This window comes from Vibrio sp. NC2 (genome assembly GCF_025195005.1).
Classification (GTDB): domain Bacteria; phylum Pseudomonadota; class Gammaproteobacteria; order Enterobacterales; family Vibrionaceae; genus Vibrio; species Vibrio splendidus.
This window is the reverse complement of sequence record NZ_JANVFC010000012.1, coordinates 1-12,858: the sequence shown is the minus strand read 5'-3', so window position 1 is coordinate 12,858 and position 12,858 is coordinate 1. Positions and strand designations below refer to the sequence as shown.

At 43.7% G+C, this 12,858-nt stretch carries 10 protein-coding genes; 6 read left to right on the top strand and 4 right to left on the bottom strand.

Annotated features, from left to right (window positions below; genetic code table 11):
• Positions 1-662 precede the first annotated feature (662 nt).
• From codB to NX845_RS15500, 3 genes are all read left to right on the top strand, one after another.
• Positions 663-1,901 carry a cytosine permease gene (gene codB, locus NX845_RS15510; protein WP_065682303.1) on the top strand — a complete coding sequence of 413 codons (1,239 nt, stop codon included), beginning with the start codon at positions 663-665 and terminating at the stop codon, positions 1,899-1,901.
• A gap of 9 nt (positions 1,902-1,910) precedes the next feature.
• A complete protein-coding gene (locus tag NX845_RS15505; RefSeq protein WP_004730011.1) occupies positions 1,911-3,188 on the top strand; it encodes a cytosine deaminase in 1,278 nt (425 codons plus the stop codon).
• Positions 3,189-3,548: 360 nt separating this feature from the next.
• Complete coding sequence (locus tag NX845_RS15500) at positions 3,549-3,761, top strand: cold-shock protein (protein ID WP_004730009.1); 213 nt, start codon at positions 3,549-3,551, stop codon at positions 3,759-3,761.
• A gap of 7 nt (positions 3,762-3,768) precedes the next feature.
• Here the strand turns inward: NX845_RS15500 and NX845_RS15495 are convergent, their stop codons facing one another.
• Positions 3,769-3,897: a hypothetical protein gene (locus tag NX845_RS15495; RefSeq protein ID WP_260256975.1), complete on the bottom strand. Its 129-nt coding sequence runs from the start codon at positions 3,895-3,897 to the stop codon at positions 3,769-3,771.
• Positions 3,898-4,145: 248 nt separating this feature from the next.
• Between NX845_RS15495 and NX845_RS15490 the strand changes: the two genes are divergently transcribed.
• The gene (locus tag NX845_RS15490) at positions 4,146-5,162 is read left to right on the top strand and encodes a GGDEF domain-containing protein (protein WP_004730002.1); all 1,017 of its coding nucleotides are present in this window, start codon (positions 4,146-4,148) and stop codon (positions 5,160-5,162) included.
• A gap of 186 nt (positions 5,163-5,348) precedes the next feature.
• Here the strand turns inward: NX845_RS15490 and NX845_RS15485 are convergent, their stop codons facing one another.
• Complete coding sequence (locus tag NX845_RS15485; protein WP_017085411.1) at positions 5,349-5,945, bottom strand: malate synthase; 597 nt, start codon at positions 5,943-5,945, stop codon at positions 5,349-5,351.
• Between the two features lie 169 nt (positions 5,946-6,114).
• Between NX845_RS15485 and NX845_RS15480 the strand changes: the two genes are divergently transcribed.
• Positions 6,115-7,644, top strand: coding sequence for a DUF3612 domain-containing protein (locus NX845_RS15480; protein WP_017079615.1), 1,530 nt, complete (start codon positions 6,115-6,117; stop codon positions 7,642-7,644).
• A 555-nt stretch (positions 7,645-8,199) separates the two neighbouring features.
• Here NX845_RS15480 and NX845_RS15475 read toward each other — a convergent pair.
• Complete coding sequence (locus NX845_RS15475) at positions 8,200-9,768, bottom strand: DEAD/DEAH box helicase (RefSeq protein ID WP_065682302.1); 1,569 nt, start codon at positions 9,766-9,768, stop codon at positions 8,200-8,202.
• 164 nt (positions 9,769-9,932) lie between these two features.
• Positions 9,933-11,288, bottom strand: a complete 1,356-nt coding sequence (locus tag NX845_RS15470; protein WP_065682301.1) for a diguanylate cyclase — start codon at positions 11,286-11,288, stop codon at positions 9,933-9,935.
• A 283-nt stretch (positions 11,289-11,571) separates the two neighbouring features.
• Between NX845_RS15470 and NX845_RS15465 the strand changes: the two genes are divergently transcribed.
• Complete coding sequence (locus tag NX845_RS15465; protein WP_065682300.1) at positions 11,572-12,720, top strand: DUF3541 domain-containing protein; 1,149 nt, start codon at positions 11,572-11,574, stop codon at positions 12,718-12,720.
• Positions 12,721-12,858 lie beyond the last annotated feature (138 nt).

Below are 12,858 nucleotides of genomic sequence, written 5' to 3'. Positions count from 1 at the left end.
AAAGCATGCTGGCTTTTTTGGGGAAGAACAAAGACGAGTTAGTACTAGCTGTCGGCATAAAATACAAAATAGTTCTTATTACATAGCTTAGACAATCCATCCATATTCGCAAAATGCATTTTCGTTTTGCGAAATTGCAATTTTAAAACGCGAAAAATCAGCTTAAATACGCACCAAATTGCTATAAAACACCCATTTTACGTCGTTTTAAAAGTTGGCACACTAACTGCAATGTATACATTGACCCTTCTTAAGCCGAGGGTCACCTAGCCAACTGACGTTGTTAGTGAACCTTTGTTGTTCACGATATATATAGGCCAATTGCGAATATTGCGATTGGCCATTTTTTTGCCTGTCATTTAAGAAACATCGTCCGCCCAATATACAGATACCCATTCATAAACATAATAATCAATATTCATAGCCAACTATGATCAACAGATACCTGATGCGTTATAGAAAACGTTTTCTATTTATTTTAATTAAAAAAGCACAAAACATAACCTTATGTTTTATATTGTTTTTAGTTCAATAACTGATTCCATACCGCTTTTATTGACAAAATTAGCATTGACTACGTGATTTATATCACCATAATGCGCACGTTTGCCTGCAATACGGCGACCGTTAAATTTAATTTTGATCATTTGCGGAGGTAAAAAATGGCTGCTGATAATAACTACAGTCTTGGGCCGGTTCCTACATCGGCTAGGAAAGGAGTCGCTTCACTCACCATGGTAATGCTTGGACTCACTTTCTTCTCTGCAAGTATGTGGACAGGTGGTTCACTCGGGACAGGTCTTTCATTCAACGATTTCTTCCTCGCCGTTCTCATCGGTAACCTAATCCTCGGTATTTACACTTCTTTTCTTGGCTACATCGGCTCATCTACTGGCCTCTCTACTCACCTCCTTGCTCGTTTCTCTTTCGGTACTAAAGGCTCATGGCTTCCTTCTGCTCTACTTGGCGGTACACAAGTCGGTTGGTTTGGTGTGGGCGTTGCCATGTTTGCGATTCCGGTACAAAAAGCCACGGGCATTGATACCAACACCTTGATTGTTGTATCAGGCTTGTTGATGACGGGTACGGTGTACTTCGGTATTAAAGCACTCATGGTGCTTTCAGCGATTGCGGTTCCTGCGATTGCGATTCTAGGTGGTTACTCAGTATTGACCGCGGTAGACAGTGTTGGTGGCATAGAGCAACTGCAACTGATTAAGCCTGAGACACCAATGGACTTCTCAATGGCGTTAGCAATGGTTGTCGGTTCATTCGTGAGTGCAGGTACGTTAACTGCCGATTTCGTTCGCTTTGGTAAAAAGCCAGCAAGCGCAGTGTTAATTACCATGGTCGCATTCTTCATCGGTAACTCACTGATGTTTATCTTTGGCGCGGCAGGTGCAGCAGCGACGGGTCTCTCTGACATTTCAGATGTGATGATTGCGCAAGGACTACTTCTTCCAGCCATCATCGTTCTAGGCTTGAACATCTGGACAACCAATGAAAACGCACTTTATGCGTCAGGTCTTGGTTTATCTAACATCACAGGTCGCTCAAGTACTACAATGTCTATCATTAACGGTATCGTAGGTACGATTTTCGCGCTTTGGTTGTACAACAACTTCGTCGGCTGGTTAACCTTCCTTTCGCTGGCAATTCCACCCATTGGTGGCGTAATCATCGCCGACTTCTTTGCGAACCGTAAACGTTACAAAGATTTTGCAAAAGCAGAGTTCCAAACCGTTAACTGGGCTGGCATTATCGCGGTAGCAACAGGCGTAGCCGCCGGCCACTTCCTTCCTGGCATCGTTCCTTTGAATGCCGTGTTTGGTGGTGCAATCAGTTACCTCGTGCTTAACCCTCTATTGAATAAAAACGCTCTGAAATCTCAGGCCGCTTAAGGACACACTATGACAACCTTATTAATCAAGAACGCGAAGCTTCAAGACCAAGACGGCTTGAAACAAATCCTGATTGAAAATGGTCAATTTTCTCGCATTCTCGATAATGACGCACCAGTCAATCATCAAGGTGACATCCTTGATGCTGAAGGTGGCATTGCAGTTTCTCCTTTCTGTGAACCGCATATCCACCTAGATACTACGCAAACGGCTGGCGAACCTAACTGGAACATCTCTGGTACTTTGTTTGAAGGTATTGAGCGTTGGGCTGAGCGTAAAGAATTGTTATCAATCGAAGACGTAAAGTCTCGTGCGAAACAAACACTGAAATGGCAGATTGCTAACGGTGTTCAACACGTGCGTACTCACGTTGATGTATCGGATCCGACGTTAGTTGCGTTACGAGCAATGGTTGAAGTTCGTGAAGAGATGAAAGAGTGGGTCGACATCCAGATCGTTGCATTCCCTCAGGAAGGCATTCTTTCATACCCTAACGGCAAAGAATTGCTTGAAGAAGCTGTGAAGATCGGCGCTGACGTTATTGGTGCTATCCCTCACTTCGAATTCACTCGTGAGTACGGTATTGAATCTCTGCACTATGCGTTCGAGCTTGCACGCAAGTACGACTGCTTGATCGACGTTCACTGTGATGAAATCGATGACGAGCAATCTCGCTTCGTTGAAACACTGGCAGCCCTTGCGCACAAATTCGACATGGGTGATAAGGTAACGGCAAGCCATACTACAGCAATGGGTTCTTACAATGGTGCTTACGCATCTCGCCTATTCCGTCTATTAAAGATGTCTGGCATTAACTTCGTGGCAAACCCGTTAGTGAACATCCACTTACAAGGCCGTTTCGACGACTACCCGAAACGTCGTGGTGTGACTCGTGTTAAAGAGATGCTAGCGGCTAATATCAATGTGTGTTTCGGCCATGATGATGTGTTTGACCCATGGTACCCGCTGGGTACAGCGAATATGCTTCAAGTTCTGCACATGGGACTGCACGTAACACAAGTTATGGGCTACGACCAAATCAACACCTCTCTTGATTTAATCAGCAAGAACTCAGCTCGTACATTGAACATCCAAGACAACTACGGTATTGAGGAAGGTAAGCCAGGAAGCCTGCTAATTCTTCCTGCTGACGATGGCTTTGATGCCGTGCGCCGCCAAGTACCAGTGCAGTACTCTATCCGCCACGGCAAGGTAATCGCAGAGACTCAACCAGCGAAAACAAAAATTAATTTAGATAAAACTGAAGATATCAACTTCAAACGATAATATCGTCTATACTAATGATGAAAAGGAGGCTTAGGCTTCCTTTTTACTTTGTCATGGCGTGTGATTTTATAAAACTATCAGCTATTTCAGGTGGTTTTGTTAACGAGCACAACATGACAAAAAAACTCGCTGATTTCTCAATCAATGAGTGTACAACCGGAAAGACTGTGTTAACATGCACTCGCTCTGTTAGCCGGAGTTATTTAAGTTAGATGAATAGTAAAAAATGACATGTAAAATCGTTACCCGTTTTTGTAAGTAGTTTTTCCTTATTTCTTAGCAACATTAAATAATTCAATTATCAGCGCATTGCAGTAATGCAATCAACAATTTAGAAAATTTATGAATAAGGGACAAATTATGTCTAACACAAATACTGGCACTGTAAAATGGTTTAACGAAGAGAAAGGTTTCGGTTTCATTTCTCAAGACAACGGCGGTGCTGACGTATTCGTACACTTCCGTGCAATCGCTTCAGAAGGTTTCAAAACTCTGAAAGAAGGCCAAAAGGTTTCTTTCGAAGTTGAAAACGGTCAAAAAGGCCTACAAGCAGCAAACGTTGTTGCTCAATAATTAGCTTTTAGCTAAAAAGAATTTTAAAGCGCTGATTTTTATCGGCGCTTTTTTGTATCTGCTCATAAATATTTTCATCATCCCCCTCTCTCGATTCAAATTTCTGGGTTGCTTCTCCAATCGATTCTGAGATCACAGTGCTCTCCCGAACTAAGGTTTTAATACAAAACTCAACTTATGTTCCATAGTGAATAACCAAAAATATGGTTAAAGAACAATCCATTAGACACCATTTATGAATACGCAATCGATATTCATAATAAAAATGAGTTATTTATCCAATCCTCATCTATTAATCATATAATTTTTAAAGCAAAGACCTCCGAAATCCGCTAACCTTGTCCACAAGTGGCTTGAGTTAGTTTGGTATCTGCAGTAAAAATAATGAAAAAAGACGAATTCCAGAAATCCACCGCTAATCTAAAAAAAGCGGTACCTCTTATGATGAAGAACAGAGTGTCTACCACACCTGCAAATTACGCACTTTGGTACACCTATGTCGATAATGCTATCCCACAGCTAACTAAAGACATGGATGGTGTTTTAGAACACTACGGTATTTGTCCTCCAGCCGTTGGTGAACAGCTTTACAACAATTACGTTGCGAGCAAATCTGAAACCAATATCAACGATCTTCGCGCTAACCTAGAACTGTTAGTTTCAGAAGTTTCGAATTCAATGAATGATACTCTCACCGATACCTCAGCTTTCTCCGACATGATCGATCAAAGCTTCGAGGATTTGGCTCGTGTTGATAATGAAAGTTTATCGATCGACGAAGTCATGTCGTTGGTTCGTCAGTTGGTTTCTGAGTCTCGTCATATTCGTCACTCTACTCAGTTTCTGAATTCTCAGCTGCACTCTGCTACATCAGAAATTTCCAAGCTTAAAACCCAATTGGTAGAAGTGCAGAAAGATGCGCTCTTTGACAGTACAACGACACTCTATAACCGTCGCTCTTTCGACCGTGATATAGAAACCTTGTGTGAAGCGAAAGAATCTTTGTGTTTGATTCTTCTCGACATCGATCATTTTAAAAATTTCAATGACACCTATGGCCACTTGTTTGGCGATATGGTTCTTAAAGGGATAGCTCGCAAGCTGAAGTTAAGTTGCCGTGAGGGTATTTCTGCGTATCGATTTGGTGGTGAAGAGTTCGCACTCATCGTGCCAAACAAGTCTTTGCGTATTGCTCGTCAGCTCGCTGATACTAATCGACGCTCTCTAGAAAAGCTGTCTATTAAAGATCGTCGCAGTGGTCAACAAGTCGGTAGTATCACCGCATCGTTTGGTGTCGCTGAACTTGAGCCCGGTGAGTCGGCGCAATCACTGATCGAACGAGCTGATAAGCTACTTTACGAAGCGAAATCACTTGGCCGCAACCGAGTCATGCCCCTTTAAGGTTTCACCGCTGGTTCTGCTCAATGAGAACCCGTGAACGCGAATTGATATACATTTAAAAAACAATAAAAAGCCCCAAAGACTAACTAGTACGTTAATCTTTGGGGCTTTTTCGTTGGCTATGTGTATCGGCTTAGTACTTACTGGGTTCAAACCCTTCAGCGTTCCAAACCTTATCTCATGCGACTAAAGTTGGTAGCAGTAATTCAGACAGTAATCTTCACCACTCTTCGCTCTGAACTCTTTATCTTCGCTGCATGCCTTTGGTTTGCCCTTTGCATCACCTTGAATCAAACTGATCCAGTGGCGCATTGCTGCAATGGTCTCTTCGCGCATTGTGGTCGTTGATTCCACTGACGATTGACCGAACGTAGTGCATGATTCTAACTGAATATCATCGATCTCTACCAATTCAATACACCCTGTCCCTTTATGACACCCAAACATCACTTCTAAGTGACTGCCACTGCCATCTCGGAACAAGATAGAGTCTGGGTCATTCTTCTCACCCATGTACGCTACAAACTGTTTAGGGTGCTTTAGGCCGCTGTGCTGACCATCTTTAAAGTAAGCCATGATATGGCGGTAATCAACTACGTAGCTGGTTACGTCTTGATGTGAACCATTCTCTAGTGGGAACAGTCGATCAAGCAGCTGTTTTGCTTTCACTTGCTTCTCTGTTTGCTGGTTGGCACTGATTGTCTCCACGGCAAAGACAGCTTCAGCGATAAATGGTTTTGATTGTTTTTGGATTTCTGTTTTATCGAATGTAAGCATATTCATAGTCTTTCCCTCTTGACTAGCCCGGTGATAACCACCGATTTCTACAGCAAAAATGTGTCCTAGAGCAATTATTCCAAACTAACGTTTAACTTATTTGTCATTTTGTGAATTGCTTAGTTTGTAGATTAGCGCTTTTTTACATACAATTTCACAACAAAAATTTTACAATGTGAATTTTACAAATATGGCCTTGTCAAAAAGTTTAGTTCGTCAGTCTCATTTCCTAGGTACGAAAATACGTAACCTAAGAAAACGTAACCATTTAACGATGGAAGATCTGTCTGCGCGTTGTATTCGAATCAACCCAGAATACGCACCTTCCGTTTCTTACCTTTCAATGATTGAACGTGGAAAGCGTGTGCCAAGCATCGACATGCTGGAAGTGATTGCGCAGGTTTTTCAGAAGACCCCAACGTGGTTCCTCGACGACGAATCAGAACAACAAGCCATTGCACCTGACAAAGGGAATCGTGGTGGGATAAGTGGCATGGCACTCGAGCCTAGCTTTCTTTTCTCCAACGACATCCTGCAGATTGCGATTCCTGAAATGCTGTCACAAACGGGGATCTCTGGCCGTCAGTTTGCTCACCTCTTGATTAGGGCACACCAAGAAAGCAACCAGAACCACTTTCCTGACCTTGAGCGCGCCGCAGAGGAGGTTGGCCTAAAACGTCTTAACCTGAGCGTAGAAGACCTGATAGACATCGCTAGAACCCTTGGTATTAACATCCGCTGGGTTACGCGCACGCCGCAGGACGTGGTTGATGAGCTAGGAATCAATGCCAAGCAACTGGTTACTTCATTCTTTGAGCCTCCCGGTACGATCTTTTTAAACGAAATTCTCAAAGAGTACCCCACTCGTCTGAAATATGATCTCTCGGTTTATATCGGTCATTGCATTCTGCATAGTAAAGAAGGCCTAAAGAGTGTGTTGTCGGTCGGTAACAACAACACATGGGATGACAACCAGATTTCAGGCTCTTCGCAGCTGAACTCTCAAGACATTCTGCAAGCGTGGCGAGACTTTGAATCCAGCTTCTTTGCAGGAGCACTTCTGTGCCCGAAAGTCCCGTTTAGACAGCTGCTTGACCGCACTGGTTACGAAATAGACGTTCATAAGAGAGCGGGGGTTTCCCCCTCTGTTGCGATGCGTAGAATGACGGTAGTATCGCCCTACCCTCACTGGCACTACTTTGATGCTTATGGGCCGGGGAAGCTCAAGGCAGTATACCGCGGGAACGGGATTCCACTGCCTTGGGGGAATATGAGAACGGTCGCCGACCCATGTCAACATTGGGCAGTGTTCCGTCGATTATCAGAACCTCGGGCGGGTAGCTCAGCTCAGATCTCCATTTTAAATGTAGGAGATGAGCCAAGAATCTATTGCTGTGAATCCATCAATATGACGGATCCTGCGGGTAACAATCGTGTGTTGTGTGCTGGTATAGACTTAAACCCAGCGATTGATGCTCAAGGCGGTAATTCAAGAGATATTGCAGAGCAGCTTAAGGCGTCATGCGTCAACAATGGTGGCTCTGTGGTAATCCCACGTAACATCAAGAAAGATCTCACGACAATAGCCAAGATTCTAAATATAAATTGGATTGAACGTGGGATTGAGACAGAGGCTAGGCTTATCTGCTCCAGAGGTGGAGAGTGCCCTCGCCAACCAAGCTGTTACTCGAAGTGTGGTGAGTAAAAAAGTAAAACCAACAAGTAGAACTCAAAATTCAGGCAAAAAAAAACCAACCACAATAAAGGTGATTGGTCATATATTTTGTGTGAACAATATGGGTTCACTAACAACGTCAGTTGGCTAGGTGACCCTCGGCTTAAGAAGGGTCACCATTACTAATGCAGCATACGTGCCAACTTTTAAAACACGTATTTACTAAGCATCTGAACACGTATTGGCCGTAAATCCCTGCTTGTTTTGCAAACTGGAATTGCAAATTGCAAAGATCCACAAAAACGCTAGTGATTATGTTGTTATTAATAAATCATTAACGAATCATTACCTTTCCTCTCAATAGCGTATTTCTTCTTGATTCAGTCGTTTTTACGACCAAGAAATCACTTCTAATTCCCCAAATAATACCCATAAAAAAACGCGAACATTGAAATTCAATATTCGCGCTTATTCGAGTTAAATTGCAGAAATTCGCTAATAAACGAGAATCTTCTTAAAAAGTAATTCTCGTTGCTGAACCGCTACAAAGCTACCTTCTCAACCTTTCGGTCTACCAAAGAGCTACTATTTCTGAGGTGCAGGCTTAGAACGGCTTCTAGATGGTGAAGGCTTATTACCTGCTGGTTTGCTCGAGCCATTACCGCCACCAAAACCAGACTTCTTAGGTTTACCTGCACCAGCTGGCTTACCAGAACTATTCGTAGAAGGCTTGTTTGCCGCATTACCACGCTTATAGTTACTGCCATTATTTCTTAAAGATTTATCATCACCCGCAACTGTTGAGTTGCTGTCAGAAGCTTTGTTGCCTGAGTTCGGCTTGTTCGCATTAGGCTTACGCTTAGGAGCAGAACCTGAACCAGAAACATGACGCTTGTTCTTACCTGCTGGTTTGTGCCCGCGAGCATTCTCACCAGAACGTTGACCATCAGAGTGTTCACGTGTCTTTTTCGGCTTCTTAGGCTTAATCGGACGCGAATCCAAACGAGATTCTGGCAACTTGTTTACAGGTGCAAAACCTTCAAGTTCACGGCGCTCAAGCACTTGCTGAATAAGGCGCTCGATACCAAACAGTTCACCCACTTCATCAGCACAAACCAATGAAATTGCCTTACCCACTTCACCAGCACGGCCAGTACGACCAATACGGTGAACGTAATCTTCTGATACGTTTGGAAGGTCGAAATTCACTACTTGAGGCAGTTGCGGAATATCGATACCACGCGCTGCGATATCAGTCGCCACCAATACTCGTACCTTACCCGTTTTGAAGTTCTCTAGGGCTTTAGTACGCGCGCCTTGGCTCTTGTTACCATGAATAGGCGCCGCTGAGATGCCTTGCTCGTCAAGGAAGTGTGAAAGCTTGTTTGCGCCATGTTTCGTTTTGCTAAACACAAGCACTTGTCGCCAATCATTATCTTTGATGAGCTTCGCTAGCATTGCGCTTTTTTTCTTTTTATCTACTGGGTAGATGCTTTGCTCAACAGTTGGTGCCGTTGAGTTTGCAGGGCTTACCGAGATTTCAACTGGGTTGTTGACTAAGCCTTTCGCCAAGCCACGAATATCATCAGAGAACGTCGCTGAGAACAGTAGGTTTTGGCGCTTCTTAGGTAGAAAAGCCAAGATCTTACGGATATCGCGAATGAAGCCCATGTCTAGCATGCGGTCAGCTTCATCTAGCACTAGAATTTCTAGTTGATCAAAACGCACAGCATTTTGGTTGTATAGGTCAAGTAGACGACCCGGTGTTGCTACCAGTACATCACTACCTTTACGCAGTTTTTGCATCTGAGGGTTAATTTTCACACCACCAAACACCACCGTAGAAGTAAGAGGTAAGTTAATACCGTACTTCACTACGCTGCCATTCACTTGCGCAGCAAGCTCACGGGTTGGTGTTAGCACTAGCGCACGTACTTGGTTCTGACGTACGCGAGGGCCTTTTGACAGCATTTCAAGAATAGGTAGCGTGAAGCCTGCAGTTTTACCTGTACCTGTTTGAGCAGCGGCCATAACATCTTTGCCCGTTAGGACAGCAGGTACGGCTTTCTCTTGTATTGGTGATGGCTTATCGTAACCTTGTGCTTCAATAGCTTTAAGGATCGGTTCAGAAAGGCCCAGGGAGGTAAAACTCATAGATTATTTTCTCAGTTGAATAACATTTAGTATGAGCAACGCGCAGAAAGAAGTCGTTGCTACAGCTTTCGCTCATCAATTGGATTGATAAGGAGCAAAGCGCGGTATTCTGAGGCTTTTCCCCACATTCAGCAACTAAATTCTAATCACAGCTCCAATTCAACCTACATAACTTGCCGCTTCTGTTCGTACATTTTTTCATCAGCCGCTTTCAAGAGTGCATCGACATCATCGTAGTTATTGTTATGAATAACCCAACCAACACTGATTCGAAGATAAATTGAGTGAGTCTCATAGACCACTGGTGTCGTACATATCACCTTACGAAGTTTAGCCACAATCGACGATACATGTTGATCATCGATGATGCGTGGCAATAAAACTAAGAACTCATCGCCTCCTATCCTTGCCACGATGTCTGAACCGCGCAACTCACTCTTTATACGCTTGGCACATTCAACTAACACCTGATCGCCAGCCGCATGACCAAACGTGTCGTTGATCGCTTTAAACCCATCCAGATCGATATTGACAACCGCAAAGGTTCTCGCTCTCTGCTTTTGAGTGGTTTTAAATGCCTGCTTGAGGCTGTACATGAAGTATCGACGATTCGGCAACATCGTGAGCTCATCATGCATAGAACGGCTATCAGCAATTAGATACAGGCGATAAATAGTCATAAAGGCAATCGCTAGCACTAACATTATGGAGTAACCCACCAGCCTTACCGCTTGAACTCGATACCAAGGCACGTCCATCAATACATGCTCACTACCGGAGAGAGCAAGGTACCAACCACCGTAAGGAAAGCTCACCTGCTCGGTGGCAAACGTATTATCGAACACATCCTGGGTGCCATAAAAAACAGGGCCATCTTTACCCGAACTGTTGGCACCGCGAATTGCGAGTTCGTACTTGTTCTCGATTTTCCCAATTCCGACATCTTCAAACAGCTCATCTAAGCCAATAACAGCACTGGATACCCCCCAATAGTTTTGATTAAAAGGTGGGTCTCGAAAGATCGGAGTTCGCGTAATGAGGGCTTGACCACCTTGAAACAATTCAAAAGGCCCAGCAATAAAAGTGTTACCGAGATTACGGGCTATCTCAACAGACTCCCATTGGTTGGGATAATCGCGATAATTAATACCAAGAATCTGCTCATTGCCTTCCATAGGGTAAACAAAGTTTAGAATGTCGTCTTTGGCGAGCCCAATAAGTCGAATATGGAAGCCATCTTGAATGATATTCTCAGCAATCTTGTCCCAATTCTTCACCTCGCCATCAGGGTTGATGGTCACTAAGGTCGAGAAATTGTTGAGGATATACATATCTGACACGATCGCGGCTTCGATCCGAGAACGAATAATGGATAATTGTTTTTTTCCCTCAGAATACGATTCATTTTTAAGAAAAGTTAATTGCTTGGCGTGAAAGAACTCAATCGCGCTCACTATCGCAAGGAAAAAAAGAAAAGATACAACCTTAGCAGACCACTGCTTGCTAGAACCACTTGGCATTTACGAACCTCTAACACTTTTGTTCTATATACTGCCTTATAACGGCTCATTTCTGGCTTATTGCTCCAGTATGCCGCTAAGTCACTAAAAATCTATACTAACGTCTACTATCTATCAAATATTGTGCCATTCATCACTTCAGGTCTGTTGGTTATACTAATTGATTAATCAAAAAGGGTTAGTGAACCTTATAAAGCTTACATTGTATTGACTCAAACCTTACATTAAAGGATTCATCGATGTTATTTTACATAGACTATTAATCAGCTTGGTACCTCACGACATGAAGCTAAAAACGATTACACTGTGCACATTACTATCAGCCTCAGTTACGGTCGCTGTTCACGCACAAGAGAACGCTCTGGCGACAAATGTACCGAGTATTCAAACCCAAGCAGATTCTCTCAACTCTCATGAACAATCTTTCAAACAATCTGCAGACCTCATTCGTACGACCTACGAAAGCCAGCTTTACACTCTGCCTGCATTCAAAGAAGGTCATTACGGGCTGCGCATGTATCGCCAAACATTAGACGATAAATATTCTGCTGCGGTATGGAGTGATATGGCACGAGTGGCAAGCAAGCTCAGCACCCTGTCGAATGACGTTCATACCATGGAACAAATCGTACTTTACTCAGAGAAGCGCGTTGCTTCTTATGTTGGCGATAACGATGAGCGCAGTGTTCGACGTTACAACATCACCAAGCACATGCCGGAATATCTCTACCTTGGTGTTGATCTTCTTGGCTCAATGGCTCGTGCTAATGAATACGGTTTAGAGCACAAGAACGATGCTAAGCTGCGCGAAATCATTCGTCGCTATGACTTCTCACGATACGTGACCAACGAAGACATGGTGAAAGCGTGGGCGGCTCAACTCGCCAATCAAGTCTACTGGCTGCGCCAATTAGGTGAACAAGATGTCGTTGATGAGTTCGTCGACACCTTCAAGAAAGCGTATCCAGACGATGAAGATAAGAAGCTTTCAAGTCAGCAATTTGGCAACAAACTCTATGGCATGACACACGTCATCTTTGGCGATTCCGAGTACTATCAGCATCAAGTGAGCGAGCAAGATCATCAATGGATCTACGATTACTTCAGAGAAAACATCGATACGATTCTGCTGCGTGCGAAAGAGGATGTGATTGCTGAGGTTGGATTGACCTTCTTACTGGCCGGTTTAGAAGATGACCCAGTTGTCGAGAAAACTCGGCTCGCGATTCAAGCTTCTATCGATGAGAAACAAGGCATGATCCCTTCTATCACTGGTGATTTTGATCTTGAGTATGGTGAACACCGCAACGTGCTAGCAATCATGCTACTCGATTGGCAGCAAGTGAATGAAGCGCCGACCTATGAAGGCAACCCTAAGGTGTTTAGTAACATCCCTTACGGACTCATTAAAAACCAACCACCGAAGAACTAGCAGCATACCTAGGCTGGTCTTAGATACTTAGGTTGGTCATAGAACCCAAAAAGCCGCATACTGAAGTGACCCCGTAAAGTTGGACATTTCTGTTAAGCGGCTTTCAAGGCCTGAGTTCGATATTCTATCGGAGTCAGG

Coding starts and splice junctions, on each gene's coding strand:
- NX845_RS15465 (WP_065682300.1), top strand. CDS start 11,572: ATGAAGCTAAAAACGATTACACTGTGCACATTACTATCAGCCTCAGTT.
- NX845_RS15470 (WP_065682301.1), bottom strand. CDS start 11,288: ATGCCAAGTGGTTCTAGCAAGCAGTGGTCTGCTAAGGTTGTATCTTTT.
- NX845_RS15490 (WP_004730002.1), top strand. CDS start 4,146: ATGAAAAAAGACGAATTCCAGAAATCCACCGCTAATCTAAAAAAAGCG.
- NX845_RS15475 (WP_065682302.1), bottom strand. CDS start 9,768: ATGAGTTTTACCTCCCTGGGCCTTTCTGAACCGATCCTTAAAGCTATT.
- NX845_RS15505 (WP_004730011.1), top strand. CDS start 1,911: ATGACAACCTTATTAATCAAGAACGCGAAGCTTCAAGACCAAGACGGC.
- codB (WP_065682303.1), top strand. CDS start 663: ATGGCTGCTGATAATAACTACAGTCTTGGGCCGGTTCCTACATCGGCT.
- NX845_RS15485 (WP_017085411.1), bottom strand. CDS start 5,945: ATGAATATGCTTACATTCGATAAAACAGAAATCCAAAAACAATCAAAA.
- NX845_RS15500 (WP_004730009.1), top strand. CDS start 3,549: ATGTCTAACACAAATACTGGCACTGTAAAATGGTTTAACGAAGAGAAA.